At 74.2% G+C, this 22,180-nt stretch carries 19 protein-coding genes; 11 read left to right on the top strand and 8 right to left on the bottom strand.

Annotation, left to right across the window (positions count from 1 at the left end; genetic code table 11):
* The 7 genes from E1298_RS25895 to E1298_RS25870 all read right to left on the bottom strand — a co-directional run.
* Positions 1-902: P-loop NTPase family protein (locus tag E1298_RS25895; RefSeq protein ID WP_481726138.1), on the bottom strand; the 902-nt coding region annotated here is incomplete at its 3' end.
* Positions 903-1,034: 132 nt separating this feature from the next.
* Positions 1,035-2,282, bottom strand: a complete 1,248-nt coding sequence (locus E1298_RS25890; RefSeq protein ID WP_131897653.1) for an RNA polymerase sigma factor — start codon at positions 2,280-2,282, stop codon at positions 1,035-1,037.
* The gene (locus tag E1298_RS25885) at positions 2,279-2,614 is read right to left on the bottom strand and encodes a YciI family protein (RefSeq protein ID WP_131897651.1); all 336 of its coding nucleotides are present in this window, start codon (positions 2,612-2,614) and stop codon (positions 2,279-2,281) included. Before E1298_RS25885 ends, E1298_RS25890 begins: the two co-directional genes overlap by 4 nt.
* A 56-nt stretch (positions 2,615-2,670) precedes the next feature.
* The gene (locus E1298_RS25880; protein ID WP_131897649.1) at positions 2,671-3,297 is read right to left on the bottom strand and encodes a dihydrofolate reductase family protein; all 627 of its coding nucleotides are present in this window, start codon (positions 3,295-3,297) and stop codon (positions 2,671-2,673) included.
* A 149-nt stretch (positions 3,298-3,446) separates the two neighbouring features.
* Positions 3,447-3,614 (bottom strand): three-helix bundle dimerization domain-containing protein, encoded by a 168-nt coding sequence (locus E1298_RS48385; protein ID WP_165975663.1) that lies wholly within the window; start codon positions 3,612-3,614, stop codon positions 3,447-3,449.
* A 60-nt stretch (positions 3,615-3,674) separates the two neighbouring features.
* Positions 3,675-4,115: a luciferase family protein gene (locus tag E1298_RS25875; protein WP_131897647.1), complete on the bottom strand. Its 441-nt coding sequence runs from the start codon at positions 4,113-4,115 to the stop codon at positions 3,675-3,677.
* 298 nt (positions 4,116-4,413) lie between these two features.
* On the bottom strand, positions 4,414-5,010 hold the full coding sequence (locus E1298_RS25870) for a TetR/AcrR family transcriptional regulator (protein ID WP_131897645.1): 597 nt from the start codon (positions 5,008-5,010) through the stop codon (positions 4,414-4,416).
* Between the two features lie 133 nt (positions 5,011-5,143).
* Between E1298_RS25870 and E1298_RS25865 the strand changes: the two genes are divergently transcribed.
* The gene (locus tag E1298_RS25865) at positions 5,144-6,028 is read left to right on the top strand and encodes an NAD(P)-dependent oxidoreductase (RefSeq protein ID WP_131897643.1); all 885 of its coding nucleotides are present in this window, start codon (positions 5,144-5,146) and stop codon (positions 6,026-6,028) included.
* Positions 6,029-6,566: 538 nt separating this feature from the next.
* Complete coding sequence (locus tag E1298_RS25860) at positions 6,567-7,511, top strand: ATP-binding protein (RefSeq protein WP_131897641.1); 945 nt, start codon at positions 6,567-6,569, stop codon at positions 7,509-7,511.
* Positions 7,512-7,547: 36 nt separating this feature from the next.
* Here E1298_RS25860 and E1298_RS25855 read toward each other — a convergent pair whose 3' ends face one another.
* Entirely contained in the window at positions 7,548-8,306 is a 759-nt protein-coding gene (locus tag E1298_RS25855) for an enoyl-CoA hydratase/isomerase family protein (protein WP_165975662.1), read from the bottom strand.
* 245 nt (positions 8,307-8,551) lie between these two features.
* On the opposite strand from E1298_RS25855, the gene pqqA reads away from it, so the two are divergent.
* From pqqA to E1298_RS25810, 9 genes are all read left to right on the top strand, one after another.
* Entirely contained in the window at positions 8,552-8,674 is a 123-nt protein-coding gene (gene pqqA / locus E1298_RS25850; RefSeq protein WP_131897639.1) for a pyrroloquinoline quinone precursor peptide PqqA, read from the top strand.
* 10 nt (positions 8,675-8,684) lie between these two features.
* On the top strand, positions 8,685-9,587 hold the full coding sequence (gene pqqB, locus E1298_RS25845) for a pyrroloquinoline quinone biosynthesis protein PqqB (RefSeq protein ID WP_131897637.1): 903 nt from the start codon (positions 8,685-8,687) through the stop codon (positions 9,585-9,587).
* Complete coding sequence (gene pqqC / locus E1298_RS25840; RefSeq protein ID WP_131897635.1) at positions 9,584-10,303, top strand: pyrroloquinoline-quinone synthase PqqC; 720 nt, start codon at positions 9,584-9,586, stop codon at positions 10,301-10,303. The genes pqqB and pqqC overlap by 4 nt, the downstream gene beginning before the upstream one ends.
* Positions 10,293-10,565, top strand: a complete 273-nt coding sequence (gene pqqD, locus E1298_RS25835; RefSeq protein ID WP_131897633.1) for a pyrroloquinoline quinone biosynthesis peptide chaperone PqqD — start codon at positions 10,293-10,295, stop codon at positions 10,563-10,565. Before pqqC ends, pqqD begins: the two co-directional genes overlap by 11 nt.
* Entirely contained in the window at positions 10,562-11,650 is a 1,089-nt protein-coding gene (gene pqqE, locus E1298_RS25830; RefSeq protein WP_131897631.1) for a pyrroloquinoline quinone biosynthesis protein PqqE, read from the top strand. Before pqqD ends, pqqE begins: the two co-directional genes overlap by 4 nt.
* 108 nt (positions 11,651-11,758) lie before the next feature.
* Entirely contained in the window at positions 11,759-12,667 is a 909-nt protein-coding gene (locus E1298_RS25825; RefSeq protein ID WP_131897629.1) for a nuclease-related domain-containing protein, read from the top strand.
* Positions 12,668-12,760: 93 nt separating this feature from the next.
* A complete protein-coding gene (locus tag E1298_RS25820) occupies positions 12,761-14,266 on the top strand; it encodes a beta-N-acetylhexosaminidase (protein WP_243725805.1) in 1,506 nt (501 codons plus the stop codon).
* 267 nt (positions 14,267-14,533) lie between these two features.
* A complete protein-coding gene (locus E1298_RS25815; protein WP_131897625.1) occupies positions 14,534-19,201 on the top strand; it encodes a non-ribosomal peptide synthetase in 4,668 nt (1,555 codons plus the stop codon).
* Positions 19,198-22,180 (top strand): non-ribosomal peptide synthetase (locus E1298_RS25810; RefSeq protein WP_131897623.1); only part of this gene is annotated, 2,983 nt, incomplete at its 3' end. The genes E1298_RS25815 and E1298_RS25810, both read left to right, overlap by 4 nt.

Below are 22,180 nucleotides of genomic sequence, written 5' to 3'. Positions count from 1 at the left end.
CCGCCCCCGGCCTCGCTCCCGGGCCCGGCGAGCACGTCCAGCATCGCGGGCGAGAGCGGAGCGTCGCCGAGCGCGGACATGATGGCCATGGCGGTACGGGACGGAGCGTCCAGGCCGGCCACCAGCGCCCGGGTCACGGTCGCCGGGTCGGGCTCGAACGCCGCGCCGTCACGGCTCGCGTCGACCGCCTGGCGCAGGGCGCGGGGGTGACCGGACGTGGCGCGGCACAGCTCCAGCGCCGCCTCCCGCTCGGCCCCCTCGGCCGGAGCGCGGCCGAGTTCCGCCTCGATCAGCGCCATCGCCGGGCCCTCGGCGAGGCCGGTCAGCTCCAGCGAGCGGCCCCGGCCGCCGAGGCACGGACGGCCGGTCGCGATCACGAGGTCGCCGCCGGGCGTGGCGTCCAGCAGGCGGTCGAGGCCCTCGGCCGAGCCGACGAAGTCGTCGATCAGGAAGAGCGCCCGCACCTTCCCCATGAGCTGCCGCAGCCTGGCCGGGGTGGGCTGATAGCCCTCGCCCTCGTAGCAGGCGACGAAGAGCTCCTGGAGGACGTCCTCGACCGGGAGCCCCGCCGCCGACAGGTAGACGACGTGCCGCCCGCGCGCGATGCGGTCGGTGGCCAGCTCGCGGAGCAGCGAGGACTTGCCGACCCCGGGCACCCCGTGGATCTCGACCGGCAGGTCCTCGGCCAGCCACCCGGCGATCCGGGCCGCCTCCTCGTCGCGGCCGAGGAGCCGGACGCCGGCCTTCGGCAGCGGATGCCCCTCCGGCACCTCGCGCCTGGCCACGGTCGGCGGCCCACCCTGGCGGACGCTGACGGTCGACCCCTGGGCGGCGTTGATCACGCAGTTGAAGTCGCCCACCACGACCTGGCCGTCGACCCTGCCCGTGCTGACCTGGGTCATGAGCTGAAGAACCCCCGGATGTCGTCGCGACGCAGCCCTTCAATGCTCGCGACAGGCCCCAGGCCGCGTAATCGCTTGACCACATGCGGTCTTGGCCGGTTGCTTTCCTTTGTGCCCGCCCGTGCCAGTCCTCTAGGACGGGTCCGGTGCGCCGCCCGTCTCGGCGAGGCGGGCGGTGAGGAAGGCGCGCTCGGCGTCGTTGCCCGCCAGCGCGATCGCGCGTGCGTAGGCCGCGGCGGCGTCGGCGCTCCGGCCCAGGCGGCGCAGCAGGTCGGCCTTCATCGCGGGCAGGTAGTGATAGCCGGCGAGCCGCTCGTCCTGTTCGAGCTCCTCGACCTCGGCCAGCGCGGTCGCGGGGCCGCTCACCATCGCGACCGCCACGGCACGGTTGAGCGCGACCACCGGAGACGGCCATGCTTCCAGCAGCGCGTCGTAGAGGACGAGGATCTGGTCCCAGTCGGTGTCGCCGTAGGTCGGCGCGGTCGCGTGCAGCGCGGCGATGGCGGCCTGCAAGGCGAACCGGCCGGGAACGCCGGCGCGGAGCGCCGCCACGACCAGTTCGTGCGCCTCCGCGATGGCCTCCCGGTCCCACGCCGACCGATCCTGTTCCTCCAGCAGCAGCAGGCGCCCGTCCTCGTCGGTGCGGGTGGCGCGGCGGGCGTGGCCGGCCAGCAGCAGCGCCAGCAGCCCCGTGACCTCGGGCTCGCCCGGCATCAGGACGTGCAGCGTGTGCGCCAGGTCGAGCGCGTGCCCGGCGAGGTCGTCCCTGGTCAGCGCCGGGCCCGCCGGTGCGGTGTGGCCGGTGGTGAACAGCAGGTGGAGCACGGTGAGCACCGCGTCCAGCCGACCCGGCAGTTCGCCCGGGGCGGGCATCCGGAACGGGACGCCCGCCGCAATGATCTTCTTCTTCGCCCGGGTGATCCGCGCCGCCATGGTCGTCTCGGAGACCAGGAACGCCCGCGCGATGTCCGGGGTCGGCACGCCGCAGACCAGCCGCAGCGTGAGCGCGACCCGCGCCTCGACGGCCAGCGCCGGGTGGCAGCACAGGAAGACCAGCCGCAGCCGGTCGTCGCGGACCACCGGGTCGGCCGGCGGCTCCGGCGCGGCGGCCTCCGGCTCCACCAGCAGGTGCAGCTTCGACCGCAGCGTCCTGGCCCTGCGCAGGACGTCCAGCGCGTTGCGCCGGGCCGCGGTGGTCAGCCAGGCGCCGGGCTTGGCGGGCACCCCGCCGCGCGCCCACGCGTCGAGCGCGGCGGCGTAGGCGTCCTGGACGCACTCCTCGGCCAGGTCGAGATCGCGGGTGACGCGGACCGTCGCGGCGAGCACCCTGGCCCACTCGCGGCGGTGCGCGTCGGCGACCGCCTGCCGGACCGCGGTCACACCGCGAGCAGCGGCCGCACCTCGACGGCGCCATCCATGATCGGGAGCAGCCTGCCGACGGCGACCGCCTGGTCGAGGTCCGCGGCCTCCACGACGAAGAACCCGGCGATCACCTCCTTGGTCTCCAGGAACGGGCCGTCGGTGACCAGGCCGTCCTTGCGGATCGTCCGGGCGGCCGCGCTGGGCTCCAGCGCCTGCTCGTGGACGACCCGCACCCCCATCTCGGCGATCTTCTCCCCGGCGCGCAGGTTGGCCTCCATGACCTCGGGCGGGATGTCGGCCACACCCCCGGGCGTCTCCTTCTCGTAGATCAGAATCGCGTACTGCGGCATGGCCTGCCCCCTCCGTTCGCTTCCCCGGTCACCGGTTCCCGGTCACCGGTTCCCGGTCACCAGTTCCCGGTCTCCGGGCCCATCGCCCCGTACTCGACCTTGCCATCCCGGGTGTAGGTGCTGACGACGACCCCGGTGCTGGACGTCGTGCTACTGGCGAGCCTCAACCCGGCCGGGACGGTCCCTCTCCCGAACAGCCGCTTGCCGGAGCCGAGGAGCACGGGGAAGACCAGCAGGTGGAACTCGTCGACGAGGTCGTGCTCGATGAGCGTCTGGATCAGCTCGCCGCTGCCGTGCACCTGGATCTCGCCGCCCTCCTCCCGCTTGAGCCGGCCGACCGCCTCGGCGGCGTCTCCGTCCAGCAGCGCCGAGTTCTGCCACGACACGGTCTTCAACGTCCGCGATGCGACGTGCTTGCGCATGCCGTTCAGCTTCGCCCCGATCGGGTCGTCGGCCTCGGCGAGCGGCCACGTCGCGGCGAAGACCTCGTAGGTCTTGCGCCCGAGCAGCAGCGCGTCGGCCCTGCCGGTCACCGCGGCCATGAGCTGGATGAGGTGCCCGTCGAAGTGCGGCACGGCCCAGCCGCCGTGCTCGAACCCGTCGCCGCGGTCCTCATCGGCCCCGCCCGGCGCCTGCATGACGCCGTCCAGGGTCATGAACATGGTCACCAGCAGTTTCCGCATGTCGTCTCCTTCGCTCGCACTCGGTGGAGGGCGCCGGGGATGACGCCCTCACCAACCACGACGGACGAGACCACCGGCAATCGACAGCGCACGCGAAACCGCGTCGCCAGGCCGGGCGGATTTCGAGGGGTGGGGTGGATTCAGGGGACTCAGTCGGTCAATCGCTGTCTGGCGTACCGCTCCACCAGGACGGGGACGAAGTCGCGGATGGGGCGTCCGTCGAAACCGTGGTGGATCGCCGAGATGGTGTCGGTGACTTCCTGGGCGCTGTGCTCACTGCCGTAGACCTTCAGCAAGCGTGTGGTGACCTGGTTCATGGCCGTCTTCTCACGCGCTTCAACATCCATACTTGCGATGTTCCCCGCGCGGGCGGGACTTCAACGGCTGGACGTGCGGGATATGCCGATTCGACGGGCTCTCGGGCAGGTCTCGTCACCCTGACGGGCTTCACCGGGCAGGGCCGTGTGGGCGGCGATCGCGACGCTGGCCAATGCCAGGACCAGATGGCGGTCACTCTCGCCGACCAAGCGGATCCGCACCCACGCCTGCGCGCCGCGCGCCGTCCGGCTCCCGCACTCGGAGCCGTCCAGGCGGTGGCCGGTGGCGGCGAGGTCGACCACGGGCAGGGCGATCAGCTGGCCCGTGTCGTCCAGGATCGGGCCCAGCCGCTGCACCGCCGGGGCGCCCAGCCGCAGCTCAGCCTCGTGATCGGTGGGCAGGTGCACGATCTCCCGCTCTCCCAGGGACAGGGCCGGGCCGGTGCCGCAGCGCCCCCGGCTGAGCCGCAGGCCGGGCCAGCGCGCCAGCTCGTCCGCCACACGGGCCGCAATGGATCGGTCCAATCGAAGACCCCCGGACGAGCCGCTGTCACGCCAGGCAATCGGGTGCATGGGAGCATCGTTCACCCCTTGCTCGCCCCGTGGGCATCAGAAGGCCCGAGAACGTTAGCCGTGGCCACACGCGGCCATCTGGCCTGATCCCCGCTTCTTGCGCGTAACGGTCAGGCGGGAGCGGGAGCGGGAGCGGGAGCGGGCGGGGCGAACAGGCCCGCGAGCCGGGGCGGCGCCTCGGGGGCCGCCCAGGAGTGCACCCACGGCCGCCGGTCCGGCCGAGGGCTCAGTCCGGCTGGGCGGCGCAACCGTCGAGGAACGGCCCGAGCTCCCTGGCCACCGCCCTGAGGGGGCGCACGCTCCGCTCGGCCCGCGCCATCAGGATCGCGCCCTCCAGCGCGCTGATCATGAGCGTGGCGAGCGGGTCGGCTCTGCGGGCCGGCACCCCCATCCCGGTCAGCTCCCGGGCGATCGGACGGCGCCAGGCCGCGAACGCGTCGGCGGAGGCGGTCCGGGTGGAGGCGACGGAGTCCGCGCAGTCCACCGTCGCGGCGGCGACCGGGCAGCCCCCGGCGAATCCGGCCGTCTGGAACTCGTCGGTCCACTGGCGCACCATCGCCGCGAACAGACTGCCCGGCGTCGGCCGGGACATCGTGGACAGGAACCGGCCAATGCGCGCGCTCGCGTACCGGCCGGCCCACTCCACGGCCTCGTTGACGAGCTGCTCCTTGCCGCCGGGGAAGTAGTGCTGGAGCGAGCCGCGCGGCGCGCGCGCGTGGGCGACGACCTCGCGCATGCCCGTCGCCGCGACCCCGTCGCGGCGGATGAGCTGCGCCGCGCTGAAGACGATCCGCTCGCGCGGTTCCCGCTCGTCAGCCGCCATGGCCGGCCTCCCCGGGCCGTTCGGGCCTCTGCGGCTCATGGAGCCGGGCTATTGCCTTTGTCACCTCGGCAATTATCATGACCACTGTCATAGTCCGCAAGGTCGCCGACGATGTCGGCCAAGGGCGGTGCACATGGATGTGGGTTTCATCGGTCTCGGCGTCATGGGATCGCCCATGGCGCTCAATCTCGCGCGCGCGGGGACGCCGCTCGTCGTCTGGAACCGCACCGCCGCCAAGAGCGAGGCGCTGCGCGCGGCCGGCGCGGAGGTGGCGGGCGGTCCCGCCGAGGTCTGCAAGAGGGCGCGCGTCGTGTTCCTCATGCTGGCCGACGGCGCCGCGATCGACTCCGTGCTCGGGCGCGGCACGCCGGGCTTCGGCGCGACCGTCGCGGGATGCGTGATCGTCCACATGGGGACGACGTCGCCCGGCTACTCCCGCGGGCTCGGAGCCGACGTCCGCGCGGCGGGAGGCGCCTATGTCGAGGCCCCGGTGTCCGGCTCGCGGGGGCCCGCGGAGGCCGGCGAGCTCGTGGCGATGCTGGCCGGCGAGCCGGCGGCCGTGGCGGAGGTCCGCCCGCTGCTCGGGCCGATGTGCCGCGAGGCGATCGTCTGCGGGGCGGTCCCCGGCGCGCTGCTCATGAAGCTCTCGGTCAACCTCTTCCTGATCACGATGGTCACCGGGCTCACGGAGGCGTTCCACTTCGCCGACCGGCACGGCCTGGACACGCGGCAGTTCCTCACGGTGCTCGACGCGGGCCCGATGGCCAGCACCGTGTCGCGCGCGAAGATCCGCAAGCTGGTCGGCCGCGACTTCGCCGTCCAGGCGTCGATCGCCAACGTGCTGGACAACAACCGGCTCGTCGCCGAGGCGGCACGGGAGTCCGGCGTGGCGTCGCCTCTGCTGGACGTCTGCCACGCCCTGTTCGGCGAGACCCTGGCGCTGGGGCACGGCGGGTCCGACATGGTGGCGGTGCTCCACGCCATCGAGTCCCGGACGGACGCGGACCCGGCCGCGTAGGCGCCCTCGGCCGGTTCTGACAAGCTCCCCGAAAGCCGGTTCGGCGGCCGCTTGACCTTCGGGTTTTCGCTCCAATGGCGCCTCTGTTGCGGTAAAGATCCAGTGAAGTGTGATCTGACGGTCGCGGGCCGTGTATGCAAGGGAAACGAATGCCGATGTGAAATTTCATATGCCCTTTGATTCGCTCTGAACGCCGTACGGCGCCCGCCGCCCCGTGGCGTGCTGACCTGCCGCCTCTCGCGGGGTGTCGGTGCCCTGCTCGGGAGGCGTGGCAGCGGCGCGACCATTTCGCCGTCATTGCAAAATTGCTGTTCAGCGGTCATTGTGAAGATACCGCGAATACCGGTGGCCCTCCCGGGGCCACCGCAGCGTGCTCCCACGCGCATATCTGAATGGCAGGTCACCCGTCAATGGTCAGAACAAGCAGAATACGGTTCCTTCGCGTGGCCGCATCCGGTGCGGCCGAGGCGCCGGCGATCCCAGGCACACGACCCTCCGGCGGGCGGCGGTCGACGTCCTGCCTGGATCGGGGGCTTTCGTGAAGGTTGCGTTCGTCGGTAAGGGTGGTAGTGGCAAGACGACCTTGTCGTCGTTGTTCGTGCGGTATCTGGCGGGTCGGGGGCTGCCGGTGGTGGCGGTGGATGCCGATATCAATCAGCATCTGGGGGTGGCGTTGGGGTTGGATGAGGCGCGGGCGGCGAAGGTGCCGGCGTTGGGGGATCATCTGGCTGCGATCAAGGAGTTTCTGCGGGGTGGGAACGCGCGGATCTCGTCGGCGGCGGCGATGGTGAAGACGACGCCGGCGGGGGCGGGGTCGCGGTTGCTGCGGTTGGGGGGTTCCGATCCGGTGCATGCGCTGGGGCAGGAGGTGGAGGGGGTGACGTTGCTGGCGACGGGTCCGTTCAATGATGATGATCTGGGGGTGGCGTGTTATCACTCCAAGACCGGTGCGGTGGAGTTGTATCTGAATCATCTGGTGGATGGTCCGGGTGAGTATGTGGTGGTGGACATGACGGCGGGGGCCGATACGTTCGCCTCGGGGTTGTTCACGCGGTTCGATCTGATGTTTTTGGTGGCCGAGCCGACGCGTAAGGGTGTGGGGGTGTATCGGCAGTACCGCGAGTACGCGCGTGATTTCGATGTGGCGATCCGGGTGGTGGGCAACAAGGTGCAGGGCGCCGACGACATCGCCTACCTGCGGGAGCACGTCGGGGACGACCTGCTGACCTGGGTGGGTCAGTCCAGCGCGGTGCGGGCGTTGGAGCAGGGCCGCCAAGGTGTGGTGTTGGAGGAGCAGAACGAGGCGGCGTTGGGGCAGATGTGCGCCGAGGTGGATGCGCGGACCAAAGACTGGGAGAAGTTCCAGCGGCAGGCGGTGGAGTTCCACGTCAAGAACGCGCGGAGTTGGGCCAACCGGGCGACGGGTGAAGACCTGGAGGCGCAGGTCGACCCCGAGTTCCGGTTCCCCGTCGCACACGCGTGACCTTCCCCACCGCGCGAGCCCGCCGCGGCGCCCGCGTCAGCGCGCGGACCCGCGATCGAGGAAGGCGGTCATCCGCGCCTGCTTGTCGGGGTCGTTGAACAGGATGGCCTGGGCCAGGAGCTCCACGGCCGGATGGGCGCCCTCGGGAGCGTCGACGGCGAGCTTGGTCAGGCGCAGCGCCAGCGGAGATTGGCGGGCGAGGGCGTCGCAGAGCTCGTGCGCGGCGTCCAGCAGCTCGCCGGGCTCGTGGACGCTGCGGACCAGCCCGGCGGCACGCGCCTCCTGCGCGTCGAGCCGGCGGCCCGTCATGAGCATGTCCTTGGCGAGGGACTCGCCGACCAGGCGCGGGAGGCGGTAGGCCGCCCCGGCGCCGGGGATGATGCCGAGAGCGGTCTCGGGCTGCCCGAAGACGGTGCGCGGGGTGGCGAGCCGGAAGTCGCAGGCGTAGGAGAGCTCGGCGCCGCCGCCGAGCGCCCAGCCGTCGACGGCGGCGACCGTGGGCATCGGGAGCCTGCGCAGGCGCTCGAAGAGCGTGAGGTTGACGCCTTCGAGCGCCTCGGGCACGCCGCGGTCGCGCAGCTCGGCGATGTCGGCGCCGGCCGCGAAGACGCCGTCGCGCCCGGTGATGATCGCCAGGCGCGGGTCGCGCTCCAGCTCGGCGCAGACGGCGTGGAGGGCGTCGATGGCGGCGCGGTCGAGCGCGTTGCGCCGCTCGGGACGGTCGAGGACGATGACGAGCCGGTCATCGCGGCCGCGGTCGAGCGCGAGGGGCCGGACGGGTTCGGACACGGTCATGTGGTGGTGCTCCCATCGTCGCCCGCCACGGCCGTCCAGTGGCGGTCGTCGGCGCCGGTCCCGGGCGCCTGTGCGGAACCAGTATCGCGCCGCCGGTTCGGCTACGACTACGTCCATCTCACCTGACGGCTGCTTTCCGGGCGGGGCCGGGCGGGCACGGGACGCATGTTTCTGGCAGGCCATGACTAGGGCGGGCGCGGAAGATCGACATACGATCCAGGCACCCCAGACAGAAAGGTGCGCCCATGAGAGAGCAGAGCCCCGACACAGTCAGGACCGACGACCGCGCGGACGGCTGGGTCACGCCCGGCTACGAGGTCGTGGAGACCTCGATGGAGGTCACGGCCTACTTCCGCGCCGAGATCTGATCCGCCCGCGATGCGGCTGCTGGTCCTCGGCACCGCGGCGGGCGGCGGTGTGCCCCAGTGGAACTGCGCGTGCCCGGGGTGCGCCGCCGCCCGGGCCGAGCCGGGGTGGCGGCGGCGCCACGCCTCGATCGCCGTCGAGGCGGGCGAGGGCCGCTGGTACGTGGTCAACGCGACGCCCGACATCGGCGAGCAGATCGAGGAGTGCGCCGCGCTGCGCCCCGGCCCGGCCCGCCGCGCCACACCGGTGGCCGGGGTGATCCTCACCGACGCCGAGCTCGACCACACGCTCGGCCTGCCCCGGCTGAGGGAGGCGCCGAGCCTGCGGGTCGTCGCGACCGCGACCGTGCGGACGGCACTGTCCGAGGGCCTCCGGCTGGACCGGGTCCTCGCCCCGTACGCGGGACTGACCTGGACGGAACTGCCCGAGAAGGAGGGGGAGGCGCTCGATGGCGGGCCTCTGGAGGTCCAGGGGATCAGGGTGTCGGGCAAACGGCCCCGATACGCGGCCGACCTGGAGGAGACCGGCGGCGGCGCCTGGGTGGTGGCCCTGCGCGTCCGGGACCGGCGGGACGGCAAGGTCGTCGTGTACGCGCCGGCCCTCGCCGCCTGGCCGGACGAGCTGGACCGGGCCCTTCACGACGCCGACTGCGTCTTCGTGGACGGGACATTCTGGGACGACGAGGAGCCCCGGCGCTCCGGGTTCTCCGGCCGGTCGTCCACCGAGATGGGCCATCTGCCGATCATGGGTCCCCACGGCACGGTAGGGCGCCTTGCCGCCGTCCCGGGGGCCCGGCGCTACTACACGCACCTGAACAACACCAACCCGCTCGTCGATCCGGGCGCCGACGGGCACGGGCTGCTGGCCGCGTCCGGGATCGAGGTCGCCCGGGAGAGAGCGGTGATCGAACTGTGAGCGCCGAGGCGCCCTGGCCTGCCGCCGGGCTGGAGGAGCGGCTCCGGGCCCTGGGGGAGGAGCGATACCACCACCGGCACCCGTTCAACCTGCGCATGCACGAGGGGCTGCTGTCCCCGCAGGAGCTGCGCCGCTGGATCCTCAACCGCTTCCACTACCAGCGGCACATCCCGGTCAAGGACGCGCTGATCCTCGCCAGGCTCGGCACCCGCGAGCTGCGCCGCTCCTGGATCCGGCGCATCCACGACCACGACGGCGCCCCGGACGGGGACGGGCGCGACGGCGGGATCGAGCGGTGGCTGCGGCTGGGCGAGGCCGCCGGCCTGGACCGGGCGCGCCTGCTGTCCGGGGAGGACGTGCTGCCCGGCGTGCGACTCGCGGTGGACGGCTACGTCAACTTCTGCGGGAGCCGCCCGCCGCTGGAGTCGGTCGCGTCGTCGCTGACCGAGCTGTTCGCCCCCGACCTGATGGCGACCCGGATCGCGGCGTGGGAACGCCACTACCCGTGGGTGGAGCCCGAGGGGCTGCGCTACTTCCGGGTACGCGTCGGCCAGGGCCGCCGGGACTCCGAAGAGGCCTTGGGCCTGGTCCACCGGTGGGCCCGCACGCGCGCCGACCAGGAACGGGTCCTGGCCGCGTTCGCCTTCAAGTGCGACCTGCTCTGGTCCCTCCTCGACGCCGTCGAGCACGCAAGGGAGACCTCCGATGTCCGATGAGTGGCCGGAGTCCTGGCGGCCCGCCCTGGTCAGGTCCGTCATGCTGCGGTACGACCGCGTCCGCGACGCCGACCTGCTGCTCATGCCCGAGCGGGCGGTGCGGCTCAGCGGCGAGGGCGGCCGGATCCTGCGGCTGTGCGACGGCAGCCGCACGGTCGCCGACATCATCGCCGAGCTCTGCGAGTCGTTCCCGGACGCCCCGCTGGCCGACGAGGTCCCCCGGTTCCTGGAGCGGATCCGCGCGGAGGGCTGGCTGCGATGACCGCGCCGGCCCCCTGGGCGCTGCTCGCGGAGGTCACCCACGCCTGCCCGCTGCACTGCCCGTACTGCTCCAACCCCCTGGAGCTGGTGCGCAGGAGCGCCGAGCTGACCACCGCCGAGTGGACGCACGTCCTCGGCGAGGCGGCCGACCTGGGCGTCGTCCAGGCCCACGTGTCCGGCGGCGAGCCGCTGCTGCGCCCCGACCTGGCGGAGATCGTCGCGGCTGCGCACTCGGCCGGCATCTACACCCAGCTCGTCACCAGCGGGGTCGGCCTCTCCGCGCCCCGGCTGGACGGCCTGGTGGACGCCGGGCTCAACAGCGTGCAGCTCTCCCTCCAGGACGCCGGGCAAGAGGGCTCTGACCTCATCGCCGGATACCGGTCGTACGCGGCCAAGGAACAGGCCGCCGAGGTGATCCGCGCCACCGGGCTGCCGTTCGGGCTGAACGTCGTCCTGCACCGGCACAACCTCGACCACCTCCCCGAGATCATCGACCTGGGCGCCCGCTGGGGAGCCGACCGCGTCGAGCTGGCCAACACCCAGTTCTACGGCTGGGCGCTGCGCAACCGCGCCGCCCTCCTGCCCACCCGGGAGCAGCTCGACCGCGCGAAGGCGACGGTCGCGGCCCGGCGCGGCGACGGCCCCGAGCTGGTCTGGGTCATGCCCGACTACTACGAGGGCGTCCCGAAGCCCTGCATGGGCGGCTGGGGCACGCGCTCGATCACCGTCGGGCCGGACGGCACCGCGCTGCCCTGCCCGGCCGCCTACGCGATCCCCGATCTGGACCACCCGAACGTCCGCGACAGGCCGCTCTCCTGGATCTGGACCGAGTCGCCCGCGTTCAACGCCTACCGCGGCACCGGCTGGATGACCGGCCCGTGCGGCGGCTGCCCCCGGCGCGAGATCGACTTCGGCGGCTGCCGCTGCCAGGCGTACGCCCTGACCGGCGACGCCGCCCGCACCGACCCCGCGTGCGCGCTGTCCCCGGACCACCACCTGGTCCGCGACCCGGCCACCGCCGCCGCGCGCACAGCACCGTCCGCCGAAACCTTCGTCTACCGCCGCCAGTCACGCGCCGTCCGCTGACACACCGCCGCCCGCCGAGCCCGTTGCCCGCCGAGCCCGGCCTCTTCCAGGCGGGCCGCCCATGACCTAGGGTGCCAACGTCGGTCAGCGTCGGAGTTGGGGTCCTTGATGAGCGATCTCGAAGCGAGAGTCTGGCGGCGTTACGGGCACGTGCGCATCTACGTGTCGCGGGCCGGTGCGAAGGTCGGCTGGTACGACGTGCGGGCGGGCCGGCACGAGATCGGCGCGCCGGAGCTGTCGGCGTCGTTCTGGGACGCCGTGCGTGAGGAGTGCCGCAAGCTCGGGGAGCCGCTGCCCGAGGCGCTCGCCGGACCTACGGGCGACGTTGCGGTCGAGGCGCCCCAGGAGCCGCCGATGCCTCTGCCGGAGCCGGCCGCGACGCCGCTGGAGCCGGCCGTGGAGCCGGGCGCCGACCTCGGGCTCAATCGCGCGGGCTCGGCCGCGCACGCGCGTGCCGTCGAGCTGCGCAGCTGGCGGACGCGCCTCGCCTCGCTGGTCGGCGTCCGCACCGAGGCGCGGGACTTCGCGGCCGGGGCGAAGGGCGAGCGGTTCATCGGGGCCAGGCTCGACAGATGGGCGCGCAAGCAGGGCTGGCACGTCCTGCACGCCGTCCCCGTCGGACGCGGCGACGCCGACATCGATCATGTGCTGATCGGGCCCTTCGGCGTGGTCACGGTCAACACCAAGACCACGCGCGGCAAGGTCTGGGTCGGCGAGAACGGCATGCTCGTCGGCGGCACCAAGGTCGACCATGTGCGCAACTCCCGGCATGAGGCCCAGCGGACGCGGACGCTCCTGGCCACGGCGTGCGGTCGCCACGTCCCCGTGCAGTCGGTCGTCGTGTTCGTCGGGGCGACGGGCTTCACCGTGCGGAAGGGCGGGCCGAAGGACGTCGCCGTGCTGGCCGATGTCAAGGCGCTGCGGCGCTGGCTGCGGCGGCGCGGCCGGGTGCTCACCCCCGAGCAGGTCGCGGACGTCCGGGAGGTCGCCCGCCGTCCCGAGACCTGGCGGACGTGAGAACGGGCGAGGGAGCCGCAGGTGGGCGGTGTTCGGCGATGGACACCGGCGAGTGGGTTGGTGTTGTGTGCGAGGGTGACCATTGACGTGAGCGTGATCCCCGCCCCGCGCCGGCTGGAGTCCGCCGGGGAGTCCGGGCCCTTCAGCGGTGACGTCCGTACCAGCGTCGATCCCTCGCTGCCGCCGGAGGCGTACCGGCTGACGGTGGCGGCGGACGGCGCGGAGATCGTGGGCGGTGACGAGGCCGGCGTGTTCTGGGGGCGCCAGACCCTGCGGCAGCTCCGGGGGCCGGACGCCTTCCGCCGCGCCCCGATCGCGCGCGAGCCGGCGGCGGTGCCGTACGTGACCATCGAGGACGAACCGCGCTTCGCCTGGCGGGGCTTCATGCTCGACGTCGCGCGGCACTTCCTGCCCAAGGACGACGTGCTGCGCTACATCGACCTCCTGGCCGTCCACAAGCTCAACGTCCTGCACCTGCACCTCACCGACGACCAGGGCTGGCGCGTCGAAATCGAGCGGTACCCCCGGCTGACCGAGGTCGGGGCCTGGCGGCGGCGGACCCGGCGGGGCTGGGGCGACCCGGCGGTCTGGGACGAGCGGCCGCACGGAGGCTTCTACACCCGCGACGACCTGCGCGAGATCGTCGCGTACGCGGCGGAGCGGCACATCGCGGTCGTCCCCGAGATCGACTTCCCCGGCCACGCGCAGGCGGCCATCGCCGCCTATCCCGAGCTGGGCAACACCGACGTCGTCGACACCGCCGCGCTGGAGGTCAAGACCGACTGGGGCATCAATCCCAATGTGCTGGCGCCCACCGACGCCGTCCTGCGCTTCTACGAGGGCGTCCTGGAGGAGGTGCTGGAGGTCTTCCCCGGCGAGTTCGTCCACATCGGCGGCGACGAGTGCGTGAAGGACCAGTGGCGCGCCTCGCCGACGGCCCAGGCGCGCATCCGTGAGCTGAAGCTCAAGGACGAGGACGAGCTCCAGTCCTGGATGATCCGCCACTTCGGCCGGTGGCTCGCCGCGCGCGGCCGCCGCCTCATCGGCTGGGACGAGATCCTGGAGGGCGGCCTGGCCGAGGGCGCCGCCGTCGCGTGCTGGCGCTGGTACCGGGGCGGGATCGCCGCCGCGGAGGCCGGGCACGACGTGGTGATGTGCCCCCAGCAGGAGGTCTACCTCGACCACGTCCAGGACGACGGGGACCAGGAGCCCGTCCCGTTCGGCTGGGTGCACACCCTGGAGGACGTCTACCGGTTCGAGCCCGTCCCGCCCCGGCTGGCCGGGACGCCGCACGCGGACCGCGTCATCGGCACGCAGGCCAACCTGTGGAGCGAGGCCACCGAGGACCGCCGCCGGGTGGACTACCAGGTGTTCCCCCGCCTCGTCGCGTTCGCCGAGGTGGCCTGGTCGCGGCTGCCCGGGCCGGACGAGCGCGACTTCGCGGGCTTCGAGCGCCGGATGAACGCGGCGCACTACGCCCGGCTGGACGCGCTGGGCGTCGGCTACCGCCCGCCGTCCGGGCCGTACCCGTGGCAGCGGCGCCCCGGCATCCCCGGCCGCATGCACGACAAGCCGCGCCGGACCTGGCACATGGCCTGACGCCTCCGTAGCGCCCGTCCGTCACGCCCGTCCGTCACGTTCCGCCGGAGGCGGTCCGTTCCCGGCAGGCGGTGGCCGGTCCTGGTCGAAATCCGCGCCGGGGCTCGACTCCGCGTGTGATTTGCAGAGAATGTCGCCAAGATCACCCATGGGTGATCATGATCGTGCTTACCATTGCCCGGCTCGCGTCCGCTCGACACGGCGCGGGTTCCGTACTGGCATCAAGGGAGATGTGGGCACGTGGCGCACGGGGGCTCGGCGCCGGCCATGCCGGCGCGCGTACACGAGGCCGTCGAGGCGGCGATCGGGCGCACACCGGAGCGGACCGCCGTGATCGCGGGCACGCGCCGGACGAGCTACGCCGAGCTGGGGCGGCGGGCCGACCGCGTCGCCCGCGCCCTGGCGGACCGGGGAGTGCGGCGGGGAACGCTGGTCGGGGTCTGCCTGGAGCGGGACGAGTGGCTGGTCCCGGCGCTGCTGGGGGTGTGGAAGGCGGGGGCGGCGTACGTGCCGCTGGACGCGGCGCACCCGGCCGAGCGGCTGCGCCTCATCGCCGCCGACGCCGGGCTGCCGCTGGTGCTCACCTGCTCCGCGCTGGCCGGGACGGCCGCCGCGACCGGCGCCGGGACGCTGGTGGTGCAGGACGTGCGCGAGGGCGCGCCGCCGCCGGAAGTGCCCGGCAAGGGGGAGGACGCGGCGTACGTCATCTACACCTCGGGCTCCACCGGCCGTCCCAAGGGCGTGGTGGTGGAGCATCGCAACACCATGAACCTGCTGGGCTGGGCGGCCGGGTTCTACTCCCCGGAGGAGACGGCCGGCCACCTGGCCGCGGCCTCGATCTGCTTCGACGCCTCGATCCTGGAGATCGTGGTGCCGCTCGCGGCCGGCGGCACGGTGATCCTGGCCGAGAACATGCTGGCGCTGGACGAGCTGCCCGCGCGCGACGCGGTCACCGCCCTCCACGGCGTGCCGTCCGTGCTGGCCGCCGTCCTGGCCCGGCCGCTTCCGCCCGGGGTGCGCACGGTCGGGACGGGCGGGGAGGCGCTCACCGAGGCGCTGGCCCGCCGGATCTGGGCCAACCCCGGCGTGCGCCGGGTCGTCAACACCTACGGCCCCACCGAGTGCACCACCTTGTGCACGGCGTACGAGCTGCGCCGCGGCGAGACGGGGCCGCCGCCGATCGGGCACCCGGTGACCGGCGCGGTGCCGTCCGTGCGCGACGAGGCCGGCAACCCCGTCCCGGACGGGCGGCCCGGCGAGCTGTGGATCTCCGGGCCGTGCGTGGCCCGCGGGTACCTGGACCGGCCCGAGCTGACCGCGTCGCGGTTCTCCGGCGGCGCCTACCGCACCGGGGACGTGGTCCGCCGCGAGGACGGGGTGCTGCACTTCCTGGGCCGCACCGACGACCAGGTGAAGGTCCGCGGGTTCCGGGTGGAGCCGGGCGAGGTCCACCAGGCGCTCACCGGTCACCCGGCGGTCCGCAACGCCGTGGTGCTGGCACGCGGCGGCCGTCTCCTCGCCTACGCCGAGATCCCGGCCGCCGGCGCGGCCACGGAAGCCGAGCTCAAGGCGCACCTGGCGCGCCGGCTGCCGGAGTACATGGTGCCGTCCAGGATCGGCGTGCTGGACCGGATCCCGACCGACCCGAACGGGAAGGCCGACCGCGCCGCCCTGCCGGAGCTGGGCGCGGTCCGCGCGGCCGCGTCCGGCGCGTCCGCGTTCGCGGCGCCGCGCACCGAGGCCGAGCGGCAGGCGGCCGAGGTGATCGCGCAAGTGCTCGGCCTGCCGGAGGTCGGCGTGGACGACCGGTTCGCGGACCTGGGCGGGCACTCGCTCCAGGCGGCCCGGGTGGTCACCGAGCTGTCGCGGCTGCGGGGTCATCCGGTGCCGCTGCCCGCGTTCCTGGCCGAGCCGACCGCGGCCGGGCTGGCGGCCCGCCTGGATCGGACCGCTCCGGCGCTCGTCCGGCACTCCGGCCGCGCCGCCTACCCGCTGACCGGCACCCAGCGCGAGTTCTGGACGCTGCGGCAGCTGCATCCCGATCGTCCGGTCACCACCTTGCGGGTCCGGTTCCGGGTGCGGGGCCTGACCGGCGCCGCGCCCCTTCAGGCGGCCCTGGACGCGGTGGTGCGCAGGCACGAGGTACTGCGCAGTACGGTCGTCACCGGCGAGGACGGGATTCCGGTGGCCGTCGTCCACCCGCCCGCGGCCGTGCCGCTCGCCGAGCGCACGCCCGGGGCGGCGCACGTGTTCGACATCGGCGCCGACGTGCCGCTGATCCGCGCAGACCTGGACTGGACGGGCGAGGCGGACGCCGAGCTGACCGTCAGCGTCGACCACATCGCCTTCGACGGCGCCTCCGTCGGGGTGCTCATGGCGGAACTCGCCGCCGAACTGGCCGGCCGTCCCGTACCGGAGCCGGACGTGCAGGTCGGCGACGTAGCCATCGCCCAGGCGGCGCCGCCCGGCCAGGCGGCGCTGCGGGAGTTCTGGCGGACGGAGCTGGCCGGGGCACCGGAGCCCGCCGCGTTCGGCCTCGACCCCGCCACCGGACGGGTCGTCCGGCCGCTGCCGGAGGAGATCGAGGACGCCGTGGCCGCCCTGGCCCGCGACTGCGGCGCCACCCCGTTCGGCGTGTACCTGGCCGGGCTGGCCCTGCTCTCCGGCGAGCCCGATCCGGTGATCGGGGTGGCGGCGGCACGGCGGGCCCAGCCCGGGCTGAGCGGGCTCATCGGCCCGCTGGTGGACGCGCTGCCGGTGCGGGTGCGGCCGGAGACGGCGCCCAGCTTCCGCGAGCTGGTCCGGCAGGCGGCCGCCGCGACCGCGCGCGCCCTGGCGCACCAGGAGATGCCTCCGGCGGAGCTGCCGCGCGTCCCGGTGATGCTGGCCGTCCAGCACGGCGAGGTACCGATGGCCGTGGCCGGCGGCCCCGTCCGGATCGAACTGCTGTCGGATCCGGGTTCGGGCGCCGCCGCCCAGGAGCTGAGCTGGCTGGTCAACCGGACCGCCGCCGGTGCCGAGCTGCAACTGGAGTTCGCCGTCGCGCGCTACGGCCGGGCCTGGGCCGAGGCGGAAGCGGACCGGCTCCTGCGGGTCATGCGCGCGGCGTTGGCCGATCCCGACCGTCCGCTGGCGGCGTACGAGCTGGTGAGCCCGGACGAGCGGGACGCCCTGCTGGCCCTGGCGGCGGGACCGGACCTGCCGGAGTTCCCCGAGACCGTGCTCGACGCGATACCCCGGGCCGGGGGCGCGGCGGTGCTCGGCCCGGACGGGGCGTCCCTCGGCTATCCCGAGCTGGACGCCGAGTCGTCCCGGCTCGCCGCGGCGCTCCTGGCCTACGGCGTCGGGCGCGGCGCGCTGGTCGGGATCAGCCTGCCCCGCGACCACCGGCTCCCGGCGGCGCTGCTCGGCGTGTGGAAGGCCGGAGCGGCGTACCTCCTGCTGGACCCGGAGCATCCGGCCGAGCGTTCGCGCCGGGTGGCCGAGGACGCGGGGACGCGGCTGGTGCTCACGCGGGGCCCGGCGTCCATCCCGGGGACGACCACCCTCGACCTGGATCGCCTGCCCGCCGTCCAGGACGACAGGACGGAGCCGCCGCGGCCGCGCGCCGAGGACCTCGCCTACGTGCTCTACACCTCGGGCTCCACCGGACGCCCCAAGGGAGTGGAGATCACGCACGGCAACCTGGCCGCGTTCGTCGCCGGGTCGCTGGCGGTGATGGAGCTGGGACCGGACGTCGTCATGCCGGCCGTCGCCCCGGTGACGTTCGACGTGTTCGCCGAGGAGCTGTGGCTGCCGCTGTGCGCCGGCGGCGTCTGCGCCCTCATCGACCGGGCGGACGCCGTGGACGGCTACGCGCTGGCCGACCGGCTCGACCGCAGCGGCGCCACCCTGGTCGACCTCGTGCCGACGACCCTGCGGATGCTGCTGGAGGCCGGGTGGGCCGGCGCCCCCGGACTCCAGCTGGTCAGCGGCGGGGAGACGCTCGACCCGGCGCTCGCCGCGCGCCTGGCGCCCCTGGTCGGACGGCTGTGGAACAGCTACGGCCCGTCCGAGGCCACGATCTGCTCCACCATGCACGCGGTCACTGGGGAGGACGCCCACGAGGGCGGGGTGCCGATCGGGCGGCCCATGCCCGGCGAACGGGCGTACGTGACCGACTCGCGGCTGCGGCTGCTGCCCCCCGGCGCGATCGGCGAGCTGGTGCTCGGCGGGGCCGGGGCGGCCCTCGGCTACCGCAACCGGCCCGAGCTGACCGCCGCCGCCTTCGCGGGCGATCCCCACCACCCCGGCGGGCGCTGCTACCGCACCGGCGACCTGGCCCGGTGGCGGCCTGACGGCACGCTGGAGTTCCACGGCCGCCGCGACCGCCAGGTGAAGGTGCGCGGCTACCGGATCGAGCTCGGTGAGGTCGAGGCCGTCCTGCACGAGGTGGCCGACGGCGTGGTCACGGCGGCCGGATCCGGCATGGACGCGCACCTGATCGGCTATGTCGCCCCGGAGACGGCCGACCTGGCCGCCGTGGCCGGGCACCTGCGCGCGCGCCTGCCCGAGTACATGGTGCCCCGGCGCTGGCTGGCGGTTCCGGCGCTGCCCAAACTGCCCAGCGGCAAGGTCGACCGGTCCGCCCTGCCCGCTCCGGAGACCCTGCCCGAGTCCGGGACGGAGCGTCCGGCTCCCCGGACCGATCCCGAGCACCTGGTGGCCGCGATCTGGGCGGAGGTGCTGGAGCGGCCCGCCATCTGGGCCGACGACGACTTCCTCGCCCTGGGCGGCCACTCCTTCGCCGCCACGCGGGTCGCCGGGCGGCTCAGGGAGGCGCTGGGCCTCGCCGTCCCCGTCCGGCTGCTGTTCGACCGGCCCGTGCTGGCCGACTTCGCCGCTGCCCTGGAGGAACTACTGGTGGCCGAGCTCACCGCGGAGGACGAGGGATGACCGAGACAGATCAGGACCGCCTCGCCGAACGCGTCCGGTCCCGGTTCGCCGCGGCCAGGGCCGGGATGCGGGAGCCCGGCGCCACGGGCATCCCGGCGCTGGCGGCCGCGGACATGCGGCTGTCCCCGGCCCAGGCCCGGCTGGCCTTCCTCGCCGAGCTGGAGCCCGACAGCGCGGCCTACAACGTCCCGGTGGCGCTGCGGCTGAGCGGCCCCGTGGACGCCGGCGCGCTGCGGGCGGCCGTCGCCGAACTGGCCCGGCGGCACTGGATCCTGCGCGGGGTGATCGACGGCGGGACGGTCCGTCCGGTGCCCGCCATCCCGGTGCCGGTGGCCCGGTTCGATCCCGCCGCCCTCGCGGACCACGCCTGGCGTCCGTTCCGGCTGGACGCCGAGCCGCCCATGCGCGCCGCCCTGTTCCAGGTCGCCGACGACGAGTGCGTGCTGGCGCTGACGTTCCACCACATCGCGACCGACGCGTGGTCGGAGCGGTTACTGCTGGACGAACTGTCCGCGCTGTACGCGGCGAAGCTCGGGCTGGGCCCCGCGCCGGAGCCGCCCGCGCTGCAGTACGCCGACGTCGCCGCGTGGGAGGCGCGGCGGCCGGACACCGACCTGGACTGGTGGGTCCGCCGCCTGGACGGGCTGCCGCCCGTCCTGGACCTGCCCGCTGACCGGCCCCGCTCCGCCGTTTCCGACTGGCCGGGCGCGAGCGTGCCGGTCGAGCTGCCGCCGGAGCTGTCCGCCAAGGTGCGCGCGGTGCCCGACGCCACCCCGTTCATGGTGCTGCTCGCCGGCCTCCAGGCACTGCTGTCCCGCCTGTCCGGCGGCACCGACATCGCGGTCGGGGTGCCGCACGCGGGCCGCCACCACCCGGGCGCCGAGAAGGTGGTCGGCGGCTTCGTCAACACCCTGGTCATCCGCACCGGCACCAGGGGCGACCCGTCCGGCGCCGAACTGCTCGCCCGGACCCGCGACGCCGCGCTGGAGGCGTTCGCGCACCCCCGCACCCCGTTCCAGGACATCGTGGAACGGCTGCGGCCGGAGCGGAGTCTGTCGTCCACGCCGCTGTTCCAGGTGATGCTGAACGTCCACGACGCCGGTGCGCGGATGACGCTGCCGGGGGTGACGGTACGTCCCGAACCCCTGCCGCCGCCCACCGCCAAGTTCGACCTGAACCTCACGCTGGGCGACGACGGGGAGCGCTTCCGCGGCCGCCTGCTCTACCGCGCCGACCTGTACGAGGCGTCCACCGCCGAACGCATGATGGCGTGGTACCTGGCGATGCTGGACGCGATGCTCAGCGAGCCGGACGCCCCCGTGCGGCTCCCTGTCGGCGCCGACCTGCGCGGCCCGGACCGTCCGGTGCCGGTGGACGCGCCGCTGCACACGCTGGTCGAACGGGCCGCCGCCGCCGACCCGGACGCGGTCGCGACCGGAACCCTCACCTACGCCGAGCTGGACCGGCGGGCCAACCAGGTCGCGCACTGGCTCCTCGACCGGGGGGTCGGCGCGCAGGAGCCCGTCGCGGTGCTCATGGAACGGCGCCCCGAACTGGTGGTCGCGATGCTCGGCGCGCTCAAGGCGGGCGCCGCGTACCTGCCGCTGGACCCGGTCTACCCGGCGGGACGCACCGAGTCCGTCCTGGCCGTCTCGGGTGCGCGGATCGTCCTCACGGAGGCCGAGGTCGCCGCCGCCGCCGACCGGCCCGTCCACCGGCCGGACGTGGTCGTGCCCCCGGACCACCTGGCGTACGTGATCTACACGTCCGGTTCCATCGGCGAGCCCAAGGGCGTCGCCGTGGAGCACCGGCAGATCGTCCACTACCTGGGCGCCGTCGCCGAGCTGATCCCGGACGACGTGACCTCCTTCGCGCTGGTGTCGACCGCCGCCGCCGACCTCAGCATGACCAACCTGTGGGGCGCGCTGGTCCGCGGCGCCACCGTCCACCTGATCGGCCACGAGACCGCCACCGACCCGGCGGCCTACGCCGCCTACCTGGCCGCCCACCGGGTGGACGCGGTGAAGATGGTGCCCAGCCAGCTGGAACTGCTGGGCGTGCAGGCGCTGCCCCGCAGGCTGCTGATCCTGGCCGGCGAGGCCGTGCCGTGCGAGCTGGTCGCCCGGGTGCGGGCCGCGCGCCCGGACCTGGCGGTGCAGGTGCACTACGGGCCCACCGAGACCACGGTGTCGGTGCTGGCCGCCGAGGCGCCGGGGGAGGCGCACGGCATCGCGCCGCTGGGCCGTCCGCTGGCGAACGTGCTGTGCCGGGTGGCGGACGAATCCGGACGCGCGTTGCCCGCCGGGGTGCCGGGCGAGCTGTGGATCGGCGGCCCCAGCGTGGCCCGCGGCTACCTGGGCCTGCCCGACCTGACCGCGCGCCGGTTCGCCGGAGGCTGGTACCGCACCGGCGACCGCGTGCGGGTCGGCCCGTCCGGGCTGGTGGAGTTCCTGGGCCGGCTCGACGACCAGGTCAAGGTGCGCGGCTTCCGGGTGGAGCTGGGCGAGGTCGGCTCGGCCCTACGCGCCCTGCCCCAGGTGGCCGAGGCGTTCGTGGCCCCGGTCGGCCAGGGCGCGTCCCGTCGGCTGGCCGCGTGGGTGACGCCGTCCAGCGCGGACGTGGCCGGGATCCGCGCCGCGCTGCGGGAACGGCTGCCCGACTACATGGTCCCGTCCGCGATCGGCGCCCTGGACGCGCTGCCGCTCAACCCCAACGGCAAGGTGGACCGGGCCGCCCTGCCGATCCCCGAGACCGCCCCCGCCGGACGGGAGCCGCTGGACACCCCGCAGGAACTGCTGGTGGCCGGGGCGTGGGCCGAGGTGCTGGAGCTGACCGAGGTCTGGGCGGACGACGACTTCTTCGCCCTCGGCGGCCACTCCTTGGCCGCCACCCGAGTCGCCGCCCGGCTGCGAGAGGAACTAGGCGCCCCAGTACCGGTCCGCCTCCTCTTCGAGCACCCCGCCCTATCCGCCCTAGCCC

This window comes from Actinomadura rubrisoli (genome assembly GCF_004349215.1).
GTDB classification, from domain to species: Bacteria; Actinomycetota; Actinomycetes; order Streptosporangiales; family Streptosporangiaceae; genus Spirillospora; species Spirillospora rubrisoli.
The sequence above is the reverse complement of the archived record's forward strand: the minus strand, read 5'-3'. Positions and strand labels throughout refer to the sequence as shown.